Consider the following 21688-nt stretch of genomic DNA (forward strand, 5'->3'; position numbering starts at 1 on the left):
CGGTCCCTCAGGGGGAGGGGACGGGAGGGGCGGGCGCGCCGGTCGGGAAGCGGCCGGTGGCCAGCGCGTGCAGCTGTTCCGCGTAGGTGTCGCGGCCCTCGTGCAGCACCCCGGGGAGGAGGTCGCCGAAGGCGTTGACCTCGCAGACCGTGAACCGCCGCCAGCCGGGCGAGGGCATCAGGTCCACCCCCGCGTGCAGGGTGTCGGGGAAGCACGCCGCGGCGGCCTCGGCGGTGGCCGTCGCCTCCGCCCAGGCGCGGGGGCCGACCGACCCCCGCAGGGCGTCGAGGTCGCCCCGGGCGTTGCCCAGGTGCAGGTTGGTCATGGGGGAGGACGACGTGCGCGCCACGACGTGGGTGGCCCGGCCCGCGACCACCACCACACGGAGGTCGAGGACGCGGCCGTCGAAGCCGGCCTTGGGCACCCACCGCTCGACGTGCAGCCCCTCGGGGGCCAGGGCGTCCACGACCGCCGCGATGTCGGGCTCCGAGGTGTAGGTGCGCGGGCGCAGGCTGTTGAAGAGGCGCACGGAGCCGTCCCCGCCGCGCACGAGGTCGGCGGTGGTCACCGCCCTGACCCGGCTGTCGGACGCGACGGCCAGCGCGACCACCCCGGAGGCGGAGGAGCCGTGCGCGGGCTTGACGAACACCCGCGTCCAGCCGCGGTCGGCCATCGCGGCGCGCAGCGACGCGTAGCCCGTGACCGGACCGGGCAGCGCGGGGGCGACGGGGATCCCCGCGCGGGCCAGGCGGGCGTGGCAGAGCCGCTTGTCGCACATGTCCACCAGGTCCCGCGGATCCTGGAGCAGGCGTGCGCCCGGGGCGGCGGCCACCGCCTCCGAGAGCCGGTCCAGGGCGGCCCGGAACCCGGCGTGGTGGTCGGCGGTGCCCTCGGCGCGGTACGGGTCCGGGGCGCGGCTCCAGCCGCGCAGCAGGCGCTCGGTCTCCACGTCGCCGCCGGGGGAGTCCACCCGGACCAGGCCGTCGTCGGGCAGGCGGACCGGACCGGCGGCCAGCTCCCGCCACGGCACGACCGAGGGCGGGGCCAGGCCCGAGGCCCGGGCCGCCGCGAGGAACAGGTCCAGGCGGCGGTTGCCGGGGATCCCCACCACGACCAGGGGCCGCTCCCGGCTCACTCGGACACCGCCGTGTAGTAGTGGACGTGCGTCTCTCCGCCGTACTCGTCGACGTCGGGCTCCCGGGGGGCGGACACGTCGACCTCCACCCCGGCCCCGGCGAACTCCGCGCGGACGCGCGCGGCCGTCTCCTCGGACAGGTAGTGGCGGTGCAGGTCCAACCGCTTGAGGCCGCGGAAGGCCGGCGCCCCGAGAAGCACCTGGGCCCCTTCGTCGGTGAGGGTGCCCAGGGAGAGGTCGAGCGTGTGCAGCGAGGAGAGCACGGGCGCCCCGGCCAGCGCGGGGATCCAGTCGTCCAGCTCCTCGGCGTTGCGCAGACCCAGGTGGCGCAGCCGGGGGAAGGCCTCGCCGGAGAGGACGGGGGCCAGGTCCTCCGGGGTGCTCCCACCGCCGTACTCCTTGGAGCCCGGCCACAGCTCCAGGCGCTCCAGGTTGGGGAGCGGGGAGGCGCACACGTCCCGTACGACCTCGGGCCGGAGCGCCCCGCTCTGCACGGTGAGGCTGCGCAGCCCGCGGTGCTCCCCGAGCCGCAGCCCCAGCCCGGCGCTGCCGCCGCGGACGGTGAACTCGGCCAGGTCCGGGAACGCGGCGAGGAGCGGGGCGAGGTCGCCGTGCCCGATCCAGGAGATCTCGTTCTCCTGCCGGCGGATCTCACCGAAGAACAGGGACCGCAGGGCGGTCAGCTTCGGCGCGATGTCGAGCATGAACGCCAGGGCACGGTCGGTGCCCGGGTCGTGATGCTCGGAGGCGATGTGACCGATGATCAGGGCCGCGACCGCCGCGAGGTCCACCTCCTCGGAGAACCTCCTGGCGTAGGCGGAGGCGTCCTCCAGGGGCTCGTCGGAGAAGTACCGGTCCGGACGGTACGGGCGGTGGGGGTACTCCGTCCGCAGTCGCCAGGCCACTGAGCCGGGCGCGGCCAGAGCGGCGGCCAGGGCGGCGTGCGGGGGGTAGGGGTCGGGAACGGGTATCCCCTGGCGCACCATGCGCTGGTGGTGGTGGTCCACCGTGTCGAGACCGGGGAACTCGACCACGGGAAGGCCGGCGAACTCCGTCAGGTGGTGTCGGTTGGGCATGGTGGTTCTTCCGTTCGGGGAGGCGCGCCCCTATGTCTAACAGCCTGGTGCGACACCTCCGACGGCGCCTCCGCTCACTCGGACACCGCCGTGTAGTAGTGGAACTCCCCGTCGTGGGCACGCGGGCTCTGGACGTCGGACAGGTCGACCTCCACGCCGGGGAGCGCGGCGCGGAGGCGGTCGGCCGTCCCCTCGGACACGTAGTGGTGGTGCAGATCGAGCCTCCGCAGGTGCCGGAAGGCGTCGGCGGCGCCGATCAGGGCCTCGGCGCCGGTGTCGGTGAGGGTGCCCAGGGAGAGGTCGAGGACGTCCAGGGAGGCGGTCACGGGCGCCTCCGCCAGGACGGCGATCCAGTCGTCGATCCCCTCGGCGTTGCGCAGGCCCAGGTAGCGCAGGGAGGGGAAGGCCCCGCCGGAGAGGACGGGCGCCAGGTCCTGCGGCGTGGTGTCGCACCCGTACGTGTCCACCCCCAGCCACAGCTCCAGGTTCTCCAGGGCGGGAAGGCCGGAGGAGGCGATCCCCCGGCACAGCCGCCCGGGCAGGCCGCCGCTCTGGACCGTGAGGGTCCGCAGGCCGGTGTGCTCGGGGAGGTGGAGGTCGAGCCTGCCGCCGCCCACGGAGGTCTCGCCTGTCCCGCGCACGGCCAGCTCCTCCAGCGCGGGGAAGGCCTCGGCCAGGGGGGAGAGGTCGCTCTGCTCGATCCAGGAGATCTCGTTCTCCTCGTAGACGATGTCCCCGAAGAACAGCGACCGGAGCGACGGGAAGGCCTCCGCGTGGGCGATGAGCAGGTCGCGCGGGACAGTCGACGGCGATTCGGGGCCGTCCCCCCAGGTCCCGATGACGAGCGCCCTCACCCGGGCCGTGTCCACGCCCTCCAGGAAGCGGGCGAAGTACGCGGTGAAGTCCTCCTCCGCCTCGTACGGGTCGGCCCGCAGCCGCCACGCCACCGAACCCGGGTCGGCGAGCGCCGCGGCCAGTTCGCCGGGGGCCGGTTCCCCCGCCTCCGTCGCGGGGAACTCGACCACGGGGAGGTCGGCGTACTCGGTGAGGTGGGCGCTGTTCGGCATCGTCTGCTCCAGGGGCCGGGCCGGGGTTTCGGCACCCGTTCTAGCAGTCCGGGACGACATGCCGCCCGGACCGCGTCCCGGCCCCTGGGGCACGGTGTGCCCGCCGGGGGCCGGAGGGCGTCCGGGAGCCTCTCCCGGGGAGGTTCGCACCGTCGTGGGCGCGCTCGCCCCGTGCACGGTCCCCGACCGGCGCCGGGCCCCGGACGGGAGGCGCCGGGCGCCCCGGCCCGGCGGACCCCGGCGGCCCGCGCCCCCGGGAGGCCGGCGCCGCGTCGGTTCCGGGGCCGCACCGGCGGTGCGGCGGGACAAGCCCGGGTGGCCGGTGTGACAGTGGTGGCATGGCTACGCACAGCGAACTCCGCGACTTCTGGGAACGCCGTCTCGAAGGAGACTGGACCGAGAGCGGCGTCGGGTACCGGGCCCTCGGACGGCCCTTCAACACGTGGATGTACCGGGTACGCGAGGAGGTGTTCCTGCGCGAGGTCGCCGGCCTGGGGCCGCGCGGGGCCGACGTCCTCGACGTCGGCAGCGGCACCGGTTTCTACGTGCGGCTGTGGGACCGGCTGGGGGCGTCCGCGGTCACCGGCTCCGACATGACCGAAGCGGCCGTGGAACGCCTGCGCGACAGGTTCCCCGAGCACCGCTTCGTCCGCCAGGACGCCTCGGAGCTGGACGCCTTCGAGGACGGCTCCTTCGACGCGGTCTCCTGCATGGACATGCTCTTCCACATCACCGACGACGAGCGCTACACCGCCGCGGTCCGCGAGTTCGCGCGGGTCCTGCGCCCCGGCGGCCTGCTCGTCGTCTCCGAGAACTGCCTCCGGCGGCCGGAGCAGCGCGGTGAGCACCAGGTCAACCGCACCCTCGAGTGGATCACCGCGACCGCGGACAAGGCGGGGTTCGACGTCGTGCGCCGCGTCCCGATGCTCGTGCTGATGAACGCCCAGGTCGACGCCGCGCTGCCGTGGCGCAAGGTGTGGGGCGGGGTCCTGCGCGCCGCCACCGTGACCGCGCCGACCGGCTGGCTCGCGGGCGCCGCCCTGTACCCGCTGGAGCGGCGCCTGGTCCGGAGGCGGAGGGAGAGCCCCACCACCGAACTCGTCGCGCTCCGCCTCCGCGAGCGGGCATGACGGCGATGTGACGGGGGACACGTGCCGACCGTGTGAGGGGGCGGGCGGCACGCCGGGTTACGGTTGGGGTCCACCTTGTGCCGCATGCGGCGGCCTCCGGGGTCGGGCCCCGGCGCGGCGGCCGTCCTGCTCGGGAGGCGACTTTGCCAGGCTCCAGACGTTCCACGCTCAGATCCGTGGTCAAGTGGGGACTCGTGGGGCTGGTGACCACCCAGGTCGCGGTCGCCGCGACCCTCATGGGGATCAACCACTGGCGCAGGAAGGTGCGGCCGCACCGCGCGAACTTCCCTCGGACCGCCCCCGCGGAGCTGCCGGTCGGCGACACCTCCGCCACCGTGTACACCTACGGCGAGGACGTGTTCGAGGACATGCTCGAGGCGATCCGGGGCGCCCGCCGCCGGGTCCTGTTCGAGTCCTACATCGTCAAGGACGACCGGGTGGGCCACCAGTTCAAGCAGGCGCTCATCGAGGCGGCCCACCGGGGCGTCGAGGTGTACGTCGTCTACGACGGCTTCGCCAACCTCGTGGTCCCCCGGTCGTTCTACCGCTTCCCCGACAGCGTGAAGGTCCTGCGCTACCCGGCGTTCCGGCCGGGCGTGCTCCTCATGAACGTCCGCAAGTCCGGCCGCGACCACCGCAAGATCCTCACCGTCGACGGGGAGATGGGGTTCGTCGGCGGCTACAACGTCGGGTCGCTCTACGCCACCGAGTGGCGCGACACCCACCTCCGGGTGGTCGGCCCGGAGGTGTGGGAGCTGGAGAACGCGTTCGCGGACTTCTGGAACATGAACCGCCGGGGCGGGCACCCGGAGCTGGCGGGGCTGGGGGAGGCGGAGTGGAACCCGCGGTTCCGCGTGCACCGCAACGTGCCCGAACAGCTCATCTACCCCATCCGGGCCATGTTCCTGGAGGCCATCGACCGGGCCAAGGACCGGGTGCTGTTCACCCAGGCCTACTTCATCCCCGACCGCGAGCTCCAGCGGGCGCTGATCGACGCCGCCGAGCGCGGGGTCGACGTCAACATCCTCGTCCCGGAGAACTCCAACCACATCATCGCCGACTGGCTGGCCCGCGGGCAGTACTCGGCCCTCCTGGGCGGCGGGGTCCGGCTGTGGCTGTACCAGGACGCCATGGTGCACGCCAAGACGGCGACGGTGGACGGCCGCTGGTCGACGATCGGCACGGCCAACGTCGACCGGCTGAGCCTGACGGGGAACTACGAGATCAACGTGGAGATCTTCGACGAGCACGTGGCGGCGCACCTGGAGGACGTCTTCGCCAAGGACCTCACCAACTGCCGGGAGCTGACCGCCGAGGAATGGCGGAGCCGGCCGTTCGCCGCCAAGTTCAGCGAGGTCGTGCTCGCCCCCTGGCGCCCGTTCCTCTGAGGGCGCCGGGCGGGTCAGCCGCGGCGGCGCTTGGGCGGCGGTCCCAGCCTGGTCGTGAAGAAGGGGTCCGGATCCGCCTTCCGGGGCCGGGGCCCGCCCCAGTGCTGCGGGCCGGGGTGCGGCGTGCGGTGGAGCGCGTTGGCGATGGCCGAGGCGGATCCGCCCCGCTGCCGGGTGGGCGGGCCGGTCTCCTCGTCCCCGTCCGGCCCCTCGTCGGGGGCGTGGTCCCCGTCTGTCATCCGAATACCCCCCGACCTGCTGTGACGCCTGCTCCGACCGTTCCATCATCGATCGGCGGGGGCGAATTGTCATGCCGACACGGGGGCCGGCGCGCGACCTTCTCCCGGGGCGGTCGCCACCCGCCTGTACGGGCGGCGACGGAGGGCGAGCCGGGGGCGGCGGCGTGTCGGGCATGTGTCCCTAGCATGAAATCCGCGTGACGGCCAGACCGTTGACACCCCGTGGGCGGCGTTCTACCTTCTGTGCTGAAAGCGCTTTCCAGAAGGTTGGAGGACCACGGCCGGCGCCACGGCGGCGGCCGGGTCACGCGCGACCCGCACGGCGGACGGCGGGGCCGGCCCACCCGGGGCCGGTCCGGGCGCCGCCGCGGGACGGTTCCACCCCCCTCGGACCCTCGGACGAAGTCGGAGAAGAAGAATGCGAACCAGACCCCTCATCGCCTGCGCCGGCCTGCTGGCGGCGGCGCTCGGCGTCACCTCCGCCGGCGCCGCGCAGGCCGCTCCCGCCCCCCTGGAGGACACCGTGCTGTACGCGTCGCCGGACGGCGACGACGGCGCGAGCGGCACGGAGTCGGACCCGACCACCCTGGCCTCGGCGGTCGACCGCGTCAGCGCGGGCGGGACGATCAACCTCCTCGGCGGCACCTACGACCTCCCCGGAACGGTCACCCTCCCGGAGGGCTCCGGCGGAGCGGCCGGTGCCCCCACCGAGCTCTTCGCCGCCCCCGGCGAGAGCCCCGTCCTGGACTTCTCCGCCCAGAGCGAGGACCCGGCGAACCGGGGGCTCGCCCTGGAGGGCTCCCACTGGCACATCCGCGGGATCGTCGTCCAGAACGCCGGCGACAACGGCATCTTCATCAGCGGGAGCGACAACGTCGTCGAGCGCACGGTGACGCGCTCCAACCGCGACACGGGGCTCCAGATCTCCCGGCGGACCTCCGACACCCCCGAGAGCGAGTGGCCCGCGAACAACCTGGTCCTGAGCACGGTGTCCCACGACAACGTCGACTCCGACGGCGAGGACGCCGACGGCTTCGCGGCCAAGCTCACCTCGGGGCCCGGCAACGTCTTCCGGAACACCGTGGCCCACAACAACATCGACGACGGCTGGGACCTCTACACCAAGTCCGACACCGGCCCCATCGGCGCCGTGACCGTCGAGGACTCCCTCGCCTACGAGAACGGCACCCTCAGCGACGGCTCCCAGGCGGGCGACGGCGACCGCAACGGCTTCAAGCTCGGGGGCGAGGACATCGGGGTGGACCACGTCATCCGGGGCAACATCGCCTACGACAACGGCAAGCACGGGTTCACGTACAACCGCAACGTCGGCTCGATGACGGTGTCGGACAACGTCTCCATCGGCAGCGAGGAGCGCAACTTCAACTTCGACGGCGGCTCCTCGGTCTTCCGCGGCAACACCTCGTGCGACAGCGGCTCCAACGACCGGATCATCGGCGACTCCGACGGCTCGAACCAGTTCTGGTCCGGCTCCGACGGTTCCCGGTGCTCGTCCTACGACGGTGCCCTGGACTGGTCCTTCGACGACGACGGCACCCTCGTCGTCACCTTCGGCGGCACCCCGGTGACGCGATAGGAGGGAACCCCGGGCGCGCCGCACCGCCGGATCCCGGCTCTCCGACGGACGCGCGCACCGGCCCCTGAGGCCGCGGACCCGTGCACGCGCACCGGTCCGGCCCCCACCCCCGTCCGGCGCCCTCCGGGGCGCCGGACGGGCCTCCGCCGCACGGCCTCCCACCTCCGCCGCACGGCGCCCACGCGGGGAAGGCGTCCCCGGTGTCGAGGAGAGCGCTTTCCTCCGCTCCTGCGGCCGTCGTCGCGCACGCGGGCGGTCGCCGCCGTGCCCCTGGTCCAGGACCACGGGCACGGGAGACGTCGGCGCGCACGCGGGCGGTCGCCGCCCGGGCGGTCGAGGCACGGACGACCTGCCTGCCGGTCGTCGCGCACGCACACGGGCGGACGGGCCACGTCGGGTCGTCCGTCGGGGGCGCCGACGGTTCTCGCACCCCCGCGTCGCCGCCGTGCCGATCGGGCGGGACCGGAGGAGGCACCGTTCCGCGACGGTTCACGGGGATCCTCGTGCCGGGGTGGCCCGAGGCCCTGGAAGCGCAACGGGGCCCCTCCCGAAGGAGGGACCCCGTCCCGCAAGGGCGGCCCCAGCAGGATTCGAACCTGCGACACCCGCTTTAGGAGAGCGGTGCTCTATCCCCTGAGCTATGGAGCCATGGGTCTGACGGAGGTATGCGTTGCCCCGCCACCGGGCCAAGCCTAACCCAGGATAGAGGTGAATGGGGTGTCGGACCGTGTTCCCGGGGTGTGACTGGGGGACTCTGCGTGCATGGCGGAGTACGCTGACCTACGATTGGTTGTCCTGGCGCGTTGTGACGTTGTTCATGACGCGTGGTGCGTCATGGCCGGATATGTGCGCCGATCGCCCTGAAGGGCGGATCGGAGCGAGGCCCGCACAGTGATGACCAGGTACTTCACCGACGGCCGGGGAAGACGGCGGCGGGACGGGCGCGAGCCCGCACCGCGTTCGCTTCCTCCGGCGCAACGGTCCCGTGTGTCCGCATGTGGACATGTAGTACGTTCCTTGCGGTCACGGGTAGGTGTTCGAGGAAAAGCAGCCGGAGGATCATTCGTGCCGTTCACTTCTGATCCGGCGCGGCGCAGGTCCCGCGTACCGGATGGCAGCGGGGCGCTCACCGCATTCGCGGCGTTCCAGCGTGTCCGTTGCGTCCAGGCGCTGACGCTCGTGCTGGTCACCGCTCTGCTCGTCGTCCCCCTGCCTCCCGCCGCGCCGGCCGCGGCCGACCTGGACGAGTTCCGCGAGCGGGCGGAGGCGTCCTCGCAGGAGCTGGAGGAGGCCACCGAGCGCCACGTCGAGCGCCAGGAGGAGCTGGAGGCCGCCCAGGAGGAGCTGGTCTCCACGCTCCACGAGCTCCAGCAGACCGAGCTCGAACTCGGCGAGATGCGCGAGCCCCTGGCCACCCTCGCCAGCACCCTGTACCAGCAGCCCGACGGCGGCCTGCTCACCATGCTGACGTCGGGGACGCTCGACGACGACCTCCAGACGCAGTCCTACGCGGCGAAGATCTCCGAGAACAACCAGGCGCTCATCCAGGACGCCACGGACCTCCGCGAGGAGCAGGTCGGGCTGGCGAGCCAGGCGCAGGAGCTCCAGACCACCACCCAGCTGGAACAGGTGGAGCTCGCGGCGGAGGTCGAGGACCTGCGGGAGCAGTCCGAGACGAGCATGAACGAGCTCGTCCAGGAGCTGGAGGACCGGGGCATCGACCCGGACGCCTACATGGCGGCCGCGGACTGCGACCCCTCCGCGGCGTCGAGGGCGAACGGCTCGCCCAACGGCCTGCTGCCGTCCGACGCCCTGTGCGACCTGTACGACGACAAGCAGCTGCGCGCCGACGCCGCGGTCGACTTCCTCGAACTCAACATGAGGTACGTGGCCGAGTTCGGCGAGAACATCTGCATCACCAGCGCCTACCGCGACCTGCCCAACCAGCACCGCGTCTACGCGCAGGAGCCGCCCGGCTTCGCCGCCGTCCCGGGTACGAGCAACCACGGCCTGGGCCAGGCGATCGACCTGGGCTGCGGGATCCAGAACTTCAGGTCCGAGCGCTGGAACTGGATGGAGACCAACGGGGCCGACTTCGGCTGGCACCATCCCGCGTGGGCGAAGTCCAGTCCCTTCGAGCCCTGGCACTGGGAGTACAGCAGGTGACCCCGGGGGCGGCCCGCACGGGCCGCCCCCGAGCCGTGTCCGGGGTGTGCGCGGCCTCCCGCGCGGCGGGGTGAGGGTCCGCGGCCCGCCCCCGGAGCGGTCAGACGGTCTCCGGCGCGACCTCGCTCGTGCAGTGGGAGCACCGGGACGCCTTCTTGTCGATGTCGACGCAGCAGTAGGGGCAGGCCCGGGTCGTGGCCTCCTCGGCCTTGACGAACCTCTCCATGAGCTTGCCGAGCGGCAGGACGATCAGGAAGTACAGGACCGCGGCGGTGATCAGGAACGAGATCAGGGCGTCGATGAACGAGCCGTACATGAACCGGCTGCCGTTGATCTCGAAGTAGAGGTCCCCGAACGTGGGGATGCCGCCGAAGATCCCGATGAGCGGGGTGATGAACCCCTCGGTGAACGCGGTGATGAGGTTGGCGAAGACCGTGCCGATCACGACCGCGACCGCCAGCTGCACCAGGTTTCCCTGGAGCAGGAACTTCTTGAAGCCTTCCATGGAACAGCCCTACGTACTCGATGTGTGTGGGAGAGCCGGGGCGTCCGAGGGGCGCCCACCGGCGCCCGCCAGCTTTCACCACCACACGTCATCGGTCAACCGCGAATGGTGATGGACAGCCGCGAGGCCGTGGCGTGCCCCGCCAGGCTCCGCGCCTCCGCGGGCGTCGCGGCGATGAGGATCAGCGCGCCTCCCCCGCCGCCCCGGTCGGACTCGGCCGGGAGGGCGAGGACGGGGCGGTCGCTGACCACCTCCACGGCGGGCCCCGCGCGCACCGGGGCGAACTCGTCGGGGCTCCCCGCGGCGAGGACGTCCACCCGGCTGCCGGGGGAGAGGAGGCCGACCGCCCCGGGATCGGAGACCCGTACGGGGACGGCCACCAGGCCGGGCCCGTACGGGCCCGCGGGAGGGTCGGAGAGGCGGGCGTCGGTGATCACCTCGCCCCGGCGCACCGGGGACGTGAGGGAGAGGCCGGCCGCCTCCGTGTCGGCGGGGAGCGCGCCGTCCGGCACCGCGTCGGAGGGCAGGGGGCGCGGGGAGAGGTCGTCCGCGGCGAGCGGCGACGTGGCGTCGAGGTCCCTGGCGGCGACGAGGACGAGGCCTGCCGGCTCCGGGGGAGGGCGTACCGCCAGCACGGCGCTGAGGAGCGCGGCGGCCGCGAGGAGGGCGGCGACGACGCGCCGGTGCCGGTCCAGCAGGCGGGTGAGCGCCCGGCGGTGCCGGTAGGGGGGTGGTGCGCTGGTCATGTTCCAACGCTAGGCCGCGGCGGGGCCGTGCGGCCGTTGTCCACAGGCCGGACGTGCCGAGCGCCGCCGAGTGCTCGGCGGCGCTGCGTCGGTCAACGGCCCTGCGGCTATCCCGCCGCGGCGGCGGTGCTGCTGGTCGTGCTCGTGCCGGCGCTCGTTTTGGCGCCCGAGTCGCCGGAGGAGCCCTTGGCGTCCGTGCCGGAGGAGGCGGCGCCGGAGCCGGAGGAGCCGGAGTCGGAGGATCCGGAGTCCTTGCCGTCGCCGGAACCGGCGTTGGAGCCGGTCAGGACGGAGCTGTTGGAGGTCTTGCCGCTGTCGGTGCGGTAGAAGCCGGAGCCCTTGAAGACGATCCCCACGGCGGAGTACACCTTGCGCAGGCGTCCCTCGCACTCGGGGCAGACGGTCAGCGCGTCGTCGCTGAAGCTCTGCACGACCTCCATCTGGGCGCCGCACTCGGTGCACGCGTACTGGTACGTAGGCACTGTTCCGGGTCCTCCTTGCTGGCACTCTCGCCCGTTGACTGCTAAATAGTACGCGCTCGCCGACCGGAGCCGCGACAGCACCTCGCGCCGAGCGCGCGGGGCGGCCGCCCAGGCGCCGGAACGGTGGCGTCGCCGGGGCGCGACCGCCAGGGACAACGCCCGGTCCGGGCGGGATAATCCCCCCGCCGTCACGGGCCGGGCGGGCCCCGGCGGGGCCGGAGGACCCGGGACCCCGCACGCGCGTCCGCGGGCCGCCGTACGTCCTCGGGCCGTCCCCGGACGGGACCGCCCCCGTACGCGCGTCCGCGGGCCGCCGCCCGCACCGAGGCCCCGCGTCACACGGTGTCGTGTCCCCCGGGCCACACCCCGCCCGCGAACACGCGCAGGCCGCCACCGGGCGTGAGGACGGCGTCCACCGACCGGTCGTGCGGCTCGGCCGGCAGGGAGTCCACGAGTTCGTCGTCGTGCACCAGGGCGATCGCCGGGGTGTGCGGTCCCTTGCGCGCGAGTGCGCGGTCGTAGCAGCCGGCGCCCCGGCCGAGCCGGTTCCCGCTCCGGTCCACGGCGAGGGCGGGGCAGACCACGGCGTCCGCCCGGGCGAGCGCCCCGGGGCCGTAGCGGTGCCCGGTGGGCTCCACCAGGCCGTGTCCGGCCGGGGCCACGCCCCCGGGCCCGTCGAAGGCCGCCCAGTCCAGGTCGCCGCCGGGCAGGAACACGGGCAGCAGCACGTACGTGCCGCGCTTCCACAGGGCCGTCACCAGCTTGCGGGTGTCGGGCTCCCCTCCGACGGAGTAGTAGCACGCGACCGTCCCGCCCATGGCGAGCCACGGGACGCCCATCAGGGCGTCCCGGACCGCCGATCCGACCCGCGCGCGCTCCTCCGCGCCCCGGGCCCGCCGCCGGGCGAGGACCTCCCCGCGCAGCCGGGCCTTCCCCGACGGATCGCCGTCACCGCTGCTCCCGCTCATGGGGCCAGTGTGGCAGCGGGACGGCCCGAGCGGCGAGGGGGCCGCTCCCGCCGGGACGGTCCGGGCAGGTCCGGCGGGGCCTGCCCCCGGGCGGTGAACGCCGGGTGGCGGTTTGCGCTCCGCCGTCCGAAAGGGCGGGGACTTCTTGCGCCCGGCCGGGCGTCGGGGCGCCGAGACGGCCGGGGACTGTCCTAAAGTGCCGACATGAACGACGCCACCGAGCAGAAGCGACCCTCCGCATCCGCGCCCGTCACCAAGGCGGTCGTGCCCGCGGCCGGCCTGGGCACGCGGTTCCTCCCCGCGACCAAGGCCACGCCCAAGGAGATGCTGCCGATCGTGGACAAGCCCGCGATCCAGTACGTCGTGGAGGAGGCGGTCGCCGCCGACCTCAAGGACGTCCTGATGATCACGGGGCGCAGCAAGCGCTCCATCGAGGACCACTTCGACAGGGCCTACGAGCTGGAGGAGGCCCTGGAGGCCAAGGGCGACGACGCCCGGCTGCGCTCGGTGCGCGAGTCCAGCGACCTTGCCCAGGTCCACTACGTCCGCCAGGGGGAGCCCAGGGGGCTCGGCCACGCGGTCCTGTGCGCGGAGGCGCACGTGGGCGACAACCCGTTCGCCGTGCTGCTCGGTGACGACCTCATCGAGTCCGCCGACCTGCTGCGCCGCATGATCGAGGTGCGGGAGAGGCGCGGGGGCAGCGTCGTCGCCCTCATGGAGGTGGAGCCCGAGCAGGTCTCCCTGTACGGGTGCGCGGGCATCGAGCCCACCGACGAGGAGGACGTCGTCGCCGTCACCGACCTGGTCGAGAAGCCCGCGCCGGAGCACGCCCCGAGCCGCTGGGCGATCATCGGCCGCTACGTCTGCGATCCGGCGGTCTTCCCCGTCCTGCACGAGACACCGCCCGGCCGCGGCGGGGAGATCCAGCTCACCGACGCCCTGCGCGAGCTCGCCCGGCGCAAGCCCGAGGACGGCGGGACCGTGCACGGCGTCCTGTTCCGCGGCCGCCGCTACGACACGGGCAACAAGGCCGACTACATCCGCACGGTGGTGGACTTCGCCTGCCGCCGGCCCGACCTCGCGGACGAGCTCCTGCCGTGGCTGCGCGACTTCGTCGAGCGTCAGGACGCCGGACGCCCCTGACCCGCCCCGGGGGCGCCCGCCCGCGGGTCCGGCACGGCCCGGCCGCGCCGGGAAGCCGCGCACGCGGGGCCGGACGTGGTGACAATGGGACGCGCCTCAACTCCTGAGGGAGGGGAGACGCTCCGCCCCAGGAACCGCGACAACGGAGGAACCCCCGTGAAGAGCGTCGAACAGCACGTCGCCGACGTCCTGGCACTGATCGCCGACCCGCAGCCCACCGAGCTGGACCTGCTCCGGGCGCACGGCTCGGTGCTCGCCGAGACCGTCACCTCGCCGGTGTCGCTGCCGGGCTTCGACAACTCGGCCATGGACGGGTACGCCGTGTGCGCCGCGGACCTGGAGTCGGCCACGGCCGACGCCCCGGTCCGCCTGCCGGTGGTCGGCGACATCCCCGCCGGGGACCCCTCGCCGGCGGCCGTCCGCCCGGGCCTGTGCGCGCGCATCATGACCGGCGCCCCGATGCCCTCCGGGGCGGACGCGGTCGTGCCGGTCGAGTGGACCGACGGCGGCGTGGCCACGGTGTCCGTCGGCCGCCCGGTCCGCGTCGGCAACGCCGTGCGCCCGGCCGGGGGCGACGTGGCCGAGGGCGCGGTCGTGCTCCGGCCGGGCGGGCGGATCGGCGCGGGGGAGATGGGCGTGCTGGCGGCCGTCGGCCGCCGCTCGGTGTCCGTGTACCCCCGTCCGCGCGTCGTCGTGCTCTCCACCGGTGAGGAACTGGTCGAGCCGGGGCGCCCGCTCGGCCCCGGCCAGATCTGGGAGTCCAACAGCTTCATGATCGCCGCGGCCGCGCGCGACGCCGGGTGCGAGGTCCACCGCCACGGGTTCGTCGGGGACGACCCCCGGACGGTGCTCGACACGCTGGAGGGCCTGCTGGTGCGCGCCGACATCGTGATCACGACCGGCGGCGTGAGCATGGGCGCGTACGACGTCGTCAAGGAGGTGCTCACGCGGGAGGGCACCGTGGAGTTCACCCAGGTGGCGATGCAGCCGGGCAAGCCCCAGGGCTTCGGCGCGATCGGCCCGGACCGGACCCCGATCGTCACCCTCCCGGGCAACCCCGTGAGCGCCTTCGTGTCGTTCCAGGTCTTCGTCCTCCCCGCGCTGCGCCGCCTGCGCGGCCTCGACCCCCGCGGGCTGCCGGTCGCGCGCGCGGTCCTCACCGCCCCCGTGACCTCGCCGAAGGGCCGCCGCTCCTACCTGCGCGGCGTCCTGGAGGGGTCGCCGCACGGTCGCGAGGCCGCCCCCACGGTGTCCCCGGCCCTGCGCCAGGACTCCCACCAGCTCTCCGCGCTCGCCGGGGCCAACGCGCTGATCGTCGTGCCGGAGGAGACCACGGAGCTGGCCGCGGGCGTCGCCGTCGACGTGGTGCTCCTCCCCGATCCCGCCTGAGGGCCGGCCCGCGGGTCCGGCCGCCCCGGGGCGCGGCGGCGCGGGAGTTCGCGGATCGGTGGGCGGACCGTCGCCGGGGTGCCGTACGGTCGTGGATGGCGCGCCGCGGCGCGCCCGGACACCGCCGTCCCGGCCGTGTTCCGCGTACGAGCGCAGAAGCTGGCGGACCGATGAGCGACACCCCACGGACGGAGGGGGCAGACCACCCCTCCGGCTTCACCCACCTGGACGCGTCCGGCGCGGCGCGCATGGTCGACGTCTCGGAGAAGCGGGTGAGCACGCGCACGGCCACGGCCACCGGCCGCGTCCTGCTCGGCGCGGAGGCGGTCGCCGCCCTGCGCGGGGGGACGGTGCCCAAGGGCGACGCGCTGGCCGTCGCGCGGATCGCGGGCATCCAGGGGGCCAAGCGCACCCCCGACCTGGTGCCGCTGTGCCACCCCATCGCCGTGCACGGCGTGGAGGTGGACCTCACCGTCGTGGACGCGGGGGTCGACATCAGCGCCACGGTGCGCACGGCCGACCGCACCGGCGTGGAGATGGAGGCGCTCACCTGCGTCATGACCGCGGCCCTCGGCCTGGTCGACATGGTCAAGGCCATCGACCCCGGGGCCGAGGTCACCCGGGTGCGGGTCGAGGAGAAGACCGGCGGGCGCAAGGGCCACTGGAGGCGCGGTGGCGGCGGTGAGTGAGCCGGGGGGCCGTACGCACCGCGTCGCGGTCGTGACGGCGTCCAACCGGGCGGCGGCCGGGGTCTACCCGGACCGGTCGGGGCCCGTGGTCGCCGACCGGCTGAGCGCCGCGGGCTTCGCCGTCGTCGGTCCGTGGGTGGTTCCGGACGGGGCGCCGGTGGCGGAGGCGATCGCCCGGGCCCTGGACGAGGGGGCCGACGCGGTCATCACGACCGGCGGCACGGGGCTCACCCCGCAGGACCTCACGCCCCAGGCGACCCGGCCCCTGCTGTCGTACGAGATCCCGGGGATCGCCGAGGCGCTGCGCGCGGCGGGCCGGGACAAGGGCGTGCCCACCGCGATCCTGTCGCGGGGGCTGGCCGGAGTCGCGGAGAGGGGAGGGCGCCGGATGCTCGTGGTCAACCTGCCCGGTTCCCGGGGAGGCGCGAACGACGGGATGGACGTGCTGGAGCCGGTGCTCGCACACGCCTTGGACCAGCTGCGTGGCGGAGATCACGCCCGGCCCGAATGACGCCGAACAATGACCGGAATCACATCCCGGGCATTCCGTCCCTCGAACATTCTTTGACCTTGGATCGCTTTTCGGTGCGTGAGTATTGGAGTTAGGAATCAGCCGATTCTCGCGTTGTGAGAGTGACGCCCGCCACGTCACCCGTGCGGAGTGGAATACTGGAACCCGTCACCGACGCGGGAGGTCCGGCGCCTCCGCCCCCGGTGGCGCGCCCCCGGGCGGTGGCGCCGGGGGGATCGAAGGGACGGTCGTGAATCGCAGACAAGGGTGGCCCGTCACTCTGGAGGAGGGGCCGGTCGCGCTCAGACCCCTGCGGCTCCGCGACGCCGTCGCACTGCGTGACACCCGCGCGCGCAACGAGGAGTGGCTCCGTCCGTGGGAGCCCACGTATCCCGAGATGCCGCTGCGCACCACCGGGCTGGCGCCCTACGTCGCGATGCTCCAGTCCATCCGGAGAGAGGCCAGACAGGGCCTGTCCATGCCGTGGTCGGTGACCTACGACGGCCAGTTCGTCGGACAGCTCACGGTGGGCGCCATCGTGTGGGGCTCGGCGCGTTCGGCCCAGGTCGGCTACTGGATCGACAGCGCCTACGCGGGCCGCGGCGTCACGCCGACGGCGGTCGCGCTCGCGGTCGACCACGCGTTCTTCGGGGTCGGCCTCCACCGGATCGAGGCCAACATCCGCCCGGAGAACCGGGCGAGCAGACGGGTGGTCGCCAAGCTGGGGTTCCGGGACGAGGGGGTGCGCAGGCGCCAGTTGCACATCGACGGGGCGTGGCGCGACCACATCTGCTACGCGATCACGTCGGAGGAGGTCCCCCGGGGGATGCTGCGCCGCTGGAGGGAGGGGTCGTCCCCGGGGCCCGGTTCCGACCCCGGTTCCGCTTTGGGGCCACAGGGCCCGAACGGCGGCGCAGATCCGCGCGACCCGGCGAGTCCGCAGTCCGGGGCGAACTGAACGTGGCACGATCACGGTTGCGCCCGGCGCCTAAACCTCGCTTTAGCGACATTGACTCATTACTTTGCGTTGAATTGGGACTGCGCTCCGCAGTCAACTACTGACCTGCGTTTTTACCCCCGGGTGTCGGGCGGCCGAAACTGGGGGTCCACAATCTTGCGACACTCCGGTCGGAATGTGGCGCATTTATGGACACGGGGTCGTACCGTGCGGAACATAGACGCATTGACGATGCGGCCAACGCGTGGATATGGCTCCCGGGAATCACCCCGGACCCGAGGCGGGTCCGGAACGATGTCCCAGCGGGAGACGTCTCTACACCCGGGAGGACCGGGGGTACCACGCGACGCAGTGTCGACGACGTGTCGATCAACGTCCAGTGGCCGTCATCGTGAGGAGGGGTGATGAGCAGCTCTCCTCTGTACCTGGCCATCGTGGTGGTGTGGCTCATAGTCCTTGTGCCGATGTTGTTGCGCAAGGACTCCGCGGAGGTCGTCTACGACGAGCAGCGCGGGGACGACGAGGGTTCCGGCGAGCCCGGCGCCGAGGGGGCCGGGGACGGCCCCGAGGGCCGGGCCGACGACGGCGACCCCGACCTCACCGAGACCCAGGTCATCCACCGGGACGATCTGGAGCCCGACCCCGGGGTCCGCGGCGCGCAGGAGATCGACCGGGCCCGGGAGCAGTACCGGGCCGGCCGCGAGCCGCGCGCGCGGGTGATCGCCCGCCGCCGGCGCCGCACCAGCGTGCTCGCGCTGGTGACCGTCGCCACGGTCGCCGCCGTCTCCCTGGGGCTGGGGCCGTGGTGGGTGATCGCCCCGCCGGTGCTCCTGCTCTCCGGGCACCTGGTGCTCCTCCGGGAGGCGGCCAAGGCCGACGCCGAGCAGCGGGAGGCGGCCGCGCGGGCCCGCCGCAGGGCCGCGCTCCGCGCCCGCAGGGCCGAGGAGGAGCAGCGCGTCGACGCCGAGCGCGAGGCCAAGGTCATCGCCCTCCAGGAGCGGCGCAGCCAGGTGTACGACCAGTACGCGGACGCGCGTCTGCGGGCCGCCGGGGACTGACCCCCGGCCCGGGGTGGAACGGTCGGTTCGGACCACCCCGGGATTCCTGCTATCGTTTATCTCGTCTTCGGGGCTATGGCGCAGTCCGGTAGCGCACCTCGTTCGCATCGAGGGGGTCTGGGGTTCAAATCCCCATAGCTCCACCAGAAGACCAGGCGGGTCACGTCCTTCGGGACGGGCCCGCCTGGATTTTTTTTCGCGGCCCGTCGGGGGCGCGTCGAGGGGCCGCCGCCGCGGCCCCTCCGGTGTGTCCGGGGCGCTCGTGGCCGCCGGGCCGTGACAGGCGGAAGGGGTCCGCGCCCGACCGGGCGCGGACCCCTCGCCGTGCGGCCCCGGGCCGAGGGGCACTGCTGTTCCCTGCGGCGGGCGGTCGTTTCCGGACCGGAGCCCCGAGTGTCACCGGCGAAGTGTCCATCCCCTGGGGCGGGGCGGGCCGGTGCCCCACAGACTACCCCCGGGTTCCCGGGGTGTCCCGCGACAGGGGCGTCCCGTCGTCCCCACGCCGGAAACTTACCGGCGTAGAGTTTGGGTCATGGCAGACGGATACCACCACGGGAACCTGCGGGCCGCCGTCCTGGAGCGGGCCGCGGAGGTCATCGGGAGGGAGGGGCCCTACTCCTTCAGCCTGCGCTCGCTCGCGGCCGACCTCGGGGTGAGCCACACGGCCCCCCGGTACCACTTCGGGAGCCGAGAGGGCGTGCTCAACGCCCTGGCCGCCGAGGGGTTCCGGGACCTCGCCGCGCGGCTGAGGGCCGACCGGGAGGCCGGGGGAGGGCTCCTGGAAGCGGGGGTCGAGTACGTGCGGTTCGCCATGGACCGCCCGGCCCACTTCCAGGTGATGTTCGCGCCCACCCTGCTGGGCGAGGACGACGAGGAGCTGGAGGCCGCGCGCGAGGCGGCGTTCGGCGAGCTCCAGGGCGGCGTGAGGTCTCTGGCCGAGGAGGGGCGCCCCGTCGAGGACGGCGCCGCGGCCGTGGTCGCCGGCTGGGCCATCGTGCACGGCATCGCGACCCTCGCCCTCACCGGCAACCTCGACAGCTCCGGCGTCCGGCGGCTGTTCGAGGACACCGACCTGCTCACCATCACACGCCGGAGCGCGGGCCTCCTGTTCGGCCCGGCGCCCGGCCCCTCGGAGGAGGCGCCGGGAACCGGGTCCGGCTGAGCCCGCCGGACGCGGTCCCGCCGGCCGTCCCCGGACGCGCCTGGCCCCGGCCACCCGGTCCGTGCCGCGGCGCCCGTGCCGGGACCGGTCCCGCCGCCGGCGGAGCGGCGCCCCGGCGGCCGTGGGCGGTCTCCGCGGCCCGTGGAGGGCGACGGGGCGGGGCGGGACCCACACGGGGCGCCGCAGGGGCCTGAGGGGCCCCGAGGGGCATCACGGGGACGACGGGGCGCCCCTGGGGGCGTCGGACGCGTGCCTCGGAGACGGTGCCCCCGGCGCCCGGCTCCCGGCGGGGCCGCGCGTGCCGCGGGCGCCGGGCCGGCGCGCGGGTGTCCCCGGCGGGGTCCGCGGTCCCGCCGTGCCCCCTCGCTCCCGGCCCCGGGGCGGGAGCCCCGGAGCCCTTCCGGGGGAAGCCGTCCCCGGGGGAGCAGAAGGGGCTGATGGTTACGAGCCTTAGTGGGTGACCGAAACACGGCACCGAGATCCGATCGTCGGACGGTCGTCACCTGACGCGTCAGGGAGTCCATGACGCACCGTCACCACGAGGGGTGACGAGATCGCGGCGAAAAGATGTGGATACCTCCGTTTTCTGGCACTCTGTCCGTGACATCCTGGATGGTGTCCGCCCGTCACCCTGCGGATTTCGGGGGGAGCCGGCCGAAGAATAGCTCCGGTCTTCACTCGGAGTTCATGTTCGCCGCTGTCGCTCTCCGTTATCCGTATGGAATGCATTTTGCGGCTGGGTGGGCTTGTTTTGGCAGGTCGTGGGGCAGGGTGAGTGTCGTGTACATGAATAGAAGCCCCTCTGATCTGCGAAGACGCGTCGAGGTCGTTTATGTGGAAGGTGTACGCGGTGATTTTTCCGGTCCCCGTGTCGTAAAACGATGAATGTTTCACTCCGGGTCTTGCGTGAACAGAGCACCCCACGACATCGTGGTCGTGGGATGGGCTGGAAGCCAAACGAAAGGTAGATGCCATGACCACGCACGCGATGACCGTCCGTAACAACGGTTGGTCCTGGCTGTAACCAGTCCGCCGACCGGGTTTCACTGAACCCCGAAGCCCGGGCCCGTCCGATCCCCGATCGGGTGGGCCCTTCGGCCTTGCCGCGCCCGGCCCCCGCGCCCCCGTCCGCGGACGGTCGCCGGTTCGCTGATTTGACGGCGGACCGCACCGGGTAGGGACACGGACACGACCTCCCGGCCCGGCCAGGGCCGGGTCCCGCCGACCGCGAAGGGGCGGACCGTGCCCGATTCCCCCCAGTCCCCCGGCGGCTACGAGTACCCGGAGGAACCGGCTCCGGCCGGAGGGTACGAGCCGCCGGGATCCCCGCCCGAACCCCCGCAGCCGCCTCCGGAGACCACGGTCCGGCCGGCCGGGGACGAGGAGGGCGGCCCGTTGGCCGCGGCGGAGCGCTTCCGGCGCACCACCCCGGCCCGTCTCAGGACGATCCCGCCGCACAGGAGCGGGGGCCACTGGCGGCTGCTCGCCGGGACGCTCACCTACGTGATGGTGGTCGGGGGGATGGCCGACTACGTCGAGCCGGAGACCCGTGCTCTCGCCCACCTGGTGTTCTGGCTGCTCATCGCGGTCGCGTTCGCGGTCACCGTCGTGCGTGAGCGCCGCCACGGATGGGATCCCGCGCCGCGCTGGCCGTGGGCGGCGGGCGCCGTCGGGGGCGCGCTCGCGGTGGAGGTGCTCATCCTGGCGTTCGGCTCACCGGCGATCATCACCGGCTCGGTGATCCTGCTCGGCCTGGGGCTGTTCGTGCTCATGCTCGTGGGGTGAGGGCGCCGGGCGAGGAGGGGGTCGGCGGCGGGGCGGACGGGGCTCAGGTGGCCTCGTCGTCGAAGGGCGGGCGCTTGCCGTTGAGGCGCGCCGCGGGCTTCCTCTCCTGCTCCTCTTCCTCCCAGAAGTGCTTCTGCACGAAGCGCTTGGGGTTGAGGTCCTGGACGTCGAAGTCCTTGAACTCCGGGCCCAGCCCCTCCTTGATGTCGTTGGACGCGGAGTTGGCCATGGTCCGCAGTTGTCTCAGGACCCGCCCGACCTGCTGGGCGGCCTTCGGCAGCTGGTCGGGCCCGAAGATCAGCAGCGCGAGAAGGAGGAGGATGACGAACTCCACCCCGCTGATGTTGAACATGCGTGACCCTCGTCCCTCGGTGTACCTACCGGCCCCAAGCAGGTTAACCGGTATCAGCGGGGTACGGTAACCCTGCCCTGGTCACACCTGGGAGACGGAACGCGGACCAGCCCCCCACTCGGGGAGCGGAGGGCTGGGGAAA

The 21688-nt window shown here is 73.6% G+C and carries 21 protein-coding genes and 2 tRNA genes; 13 read left to right on the plus strand and 10 right to left on the minus strand.

Translation table 11 applies throughout. The annotated features are described in order from the left end of the window. Window positions 1-7 precede the first annotated feature (7 nt). The 3 genes from ACIRPH_RS13045 to ACIRPH_RS13055 form a co-directional block, all read right to left on the minus strand. Window positions 8-1135, minus strand: coding sequence for an STM4014 family protein (locus tag ACIRPH_RS13045; protein WP_402913382.1), 1128 nt, complete (start codon window positions 1133-1135; stop codon window positions 8-10). Next, on the minus strand, window positions 1132-2211 hold the full coding sequence (locus ACIRPH_RS13050) for an STM4015 family protein (protein ID WP_402913385.1): 1080 nt from the start codon (window positions 2209-2211) through the stop codon (window positions 1132-1134). Before ACIRPH_RS13050 ends, ACIRPH_RS13045 begins: the two co-directional genes overlap by 4 nt. A 74-nt stretch (window positions 2212-2285) precedes the next feature. Further along, window positions 2286-3278 (minus strand): STM4015 family protein, encoded by a 993-nt coding sequence (locus ACIRPH_RS13055; RefSeq protein ID WP_402913388.1) that lies wholly within the window; start codon window positions 3276-3278, stop codon window positions 2286-2288. 338 nt (window positions 3279-3616) lie between these two features. Here ACIRPH_RS13055 and ACIRPH_RS13060 point away from each other — a divergent pair, with 338 nt between their 5' ends. Next, complete coding sequence (locus ACIRPH_RS13060; RefSeq protein WP_402913390.1) at window positions 3617-4408, plus strand: class I SAM-dependent methyltransferase; 792 nt, start codon at window positions 3617-3619, stop codon at window positions 4406-4408. 176 nt (window positions 4409-4584) lie between these two features. After that, window positions 4585-5796: a phosphatidylserine/phosphatidylglycerophosphate/cardiolipin synthase family protein gene (locus ACIRPH_RS13065; RefSeq protein WP_402913393.1), complete on the plus strand. Its 1212-nt coding sequence runs from the start codon at window positions 4585-4587 to the stop codon at window positions 5794-5796. A gap of 14 nt (window positions 5797-5810) precedes the next feature. Here the strand turns inward: ACIRPH_RS13065 and ACIRPH_RS13070 are convergent, their stop codons facing one another. Then, window positions 5811-6035, minus strand: a complete 225-nt coding sequence (locus tag ACIRPH_RS13070) for a calcium-binding protein (protein ID WP_402913396.1) — start codon at window positions 6033-6035, stop codon at window positions 5811-5813. 418 nt (window positions 6036-6453) lie between these two features. Here ACIRPH_RS13070 and ACIRPH_RS13075 point away from each other — a divergent pair, with 418 nt between their 5' ends. Next, window positions 6454-7632 (plus strand): right-handed parallel beta-helix repeat-containing protein, encoded by a 1179-nt coding sequence (locus ACIRPH_RS13075; protein WP_402913398.1) that lies wholly within the window; start codon window positions 6454-6456, stop codon window positions 7630-7632. 575 nt (window positions 7633-8207) lie between these two features. On the opposite strand, the gene ACIRPH_RS13080 is transcribed toward ACIRPH_RS13075, so the two are convergent. Next, window positions 8208-8280: transfer RNA gene (locus ACIRPH_RS13080), tRNA-Arg, on the minus strand. Window positions 8281-8697: 417 nt separating this feature from the next. Between ACIRPH_RS13080 and ACIRPH_RS13085 the strand changes: the two genes are divergently transcribed. Then, window positions 8698-9798, plus strand: coding sequence for a D-alanyl-D-alanine carboxypeptidase family protein (locus ACIRPH_RS13085; protein WP_402913401.1), 1101 nt, complete (start codon window positions 8698-8700; stop codon window positions 9796-9798). A gap of 100 nt (window positions 9799-9898) precedes the next feature. On the opposite strand, the gene ACIRPH_RS13090 is transcribed toward ACIRPH_RS13085, so the two are convergent. From ACIRPH_RS13090 to ACIRPH_RS13105, 4 genes are all read right to left on the minus strand, one after another. Continuing rightward, complete coding sequence (locus ACIRPH_RS13090) at window positions 9899-10303, minus strand: MscL family protein (RefSeq protein WP_402913403.1); 405 nt, start codon at window positions 10301-10303, stop codon at window positions 9899-9901. Between the two features lie 95 nt (window positions 10304-10398). Then, complete coding sequence (locus tag ACIRPH_RS13095; RefSeq protein WP_402913406.1) at window positions 10399-11049, minus strand: SAF domain-containing protein; 651 nt, start codon at window positions 11047-11049, stop codon at window positions 10399-10401. A gap of 107 nt (window positions 11050-11156) precedes the next feature. Continuing rightward, entirely contained in the window at window positions 11157-11531 is a 375-nt protein-coding gene (locus ACIRPH_RS13100) for an FmdB family zinc ribbon protein (protein ID WP_402913409.1), read from the minus strand. Between the two features lie 335 nt (window positions 11532-11866). After that, entirely contained in the window at window positions 11867-12499 is a 633-nt protein-coding gene (locus tag ACIRPH_RS13105) for a 5-formyltetrahydrofolate cyclo-ligase (RefSeq protein WP_402913411.1), read from the minus strand. 204 nt (window positions 12500-12703) lie between these two features. Between ACIRPH_RS13105 and galU the strand changes: the two genes are divergently transcribed. From galU to ACIRPH_RS13150, 9 genes are all read left to right on the plus strand, one after another. After that, on the plus strand, window positions 12704-13642 hold the full coding sequence (galU, locus tag ACIRPH_RS13110; RefSeq protein ID WP_267948027.1) for a UTP--glucose-1-phosphate uridylyltransferase GalU: 939 nt from the start codon (window positions 12704-12706) through the stop codon (window positions 13640-13642). A gap of 156 nt (window positions 13643-13798) precedes the next feature. Beyond that, window positions 13799-15031, plus strand: coding sequence for a gephyrin-like molybdotransferase Glp (glp, locus tag ACIRPH_RS13115; protein ID WP_402913414.1), 1233 nt, complete (start codon window positions 13799-13801; stop codon window positions 15029-15031). 170 nt (window positions 15032-15201) lie between these two features. Beyond that, window positions 15202-15720, plus strand: a complete 519-nt coding sequence (gene moaC / locus ACIRPH_RS13120) for a cyclic pyranopterin monophosphate synthase MoaC (protein WP_402913416.1) — start codon at window positions 15202-15204, stop codon at window positions 15718-15720. Next, entirely contained in the window at window positions 15713-16231 is a 519-nt protein-coding gene (locus ACIRPH_RS13125; protein ID WP_402913418.1) for a molybdenum cofactor biosynthesis protein B, read from the plus strand. The genes moaC and ACIRPH_RS13125 overlap by 8 nt, the downstream gene beginning before the upstream one ends. Window positions 16232-16481: 250 nt before the next feature. Further along, the gene (locus ACIRPH_RS13130) at window positions 16482-17189 is read left to right on the plus strand and encodes a GNAT family N-acetyltransferase (RefSeq protein WP_402913421.1); all 708 of its coding nucleotides are present in this window, start codon (window positions 16482-16484) and stop codon (window positions 17187-17189) included. Window positions 17190-17593: 404 nt separating this feature from the next. Continuing rightward, complete coding sequence (locus tag ACIRPH_RS13135; RefSeq protein ID WP_402913424.1) at window positions 17594-18247, plus strand: hypothetical protein; 654 nt, start codon at window positions 17594-17596, stop codon at window positions 18245-18247. A 69-nt stretch (window positions 18248-18316) separates the two neighbouring features. Next, a tRNA-Ala gene (locus ACIRPH_RS13140) sits at window positions 18317-18393 on the plus strand. Window positions 18394-18779: 386 nt separating this feature from the next. Continuing rightward, on the plus strand, window positions 18780-19409 hold the full coding sequence (locus ACIRPH_RS13145; protein WP_402913427.1) for a TetR/AcrR family transcriptional regulator: 630 nt from the start codon (window positions 18780-18782) through the stop codon (window positions 19407-19409). Between the two features lie 1242 nt (window positions 19410-20651). Further along, window positions 20652-21194 carry a hypothetical protein gene (locus ACIRPH_RS13150; protein WP_402913430.1) on the plus strand — a complete coding sequence of 181 codons (543 nt, stop codon included), beginning with the start codon at window positions 20652-20654 and terminating at the stop codon, window positions 21192-21194. A gap of 43 nt (window positions 21195-21237) precedes the next feature. Here the strand turns inward: ACIRPH_RS13150 and ACIRPH_RS13155 are convergent, their stop codons facing one another. After that, window positions 21238-21546: a sec-independent translocase gene (locus tag ACIRPH_RS13155; protein WP_267948035.1), complete on the minus strand. Its 309-nt coding sequence runs from the start codon at window positions 21544-21546 to the stop codon at window positions 21238-21240. Between the last annotated feature and the right edge of the window lie 142 nt (window positions 21547-21688).

Origin of the sequence: Nocardiopsis sp. NPDC101807 (assembly GCF_044766605.1) — a bacterium.
GTDB classification, from domain to species: domain Bacteria; phylum Actinomycetota; class Actinomycetes; order Streptosporangiales; family Streptosporangiaceae; genus Nocardiopsis; species Nocardiopsis tropica.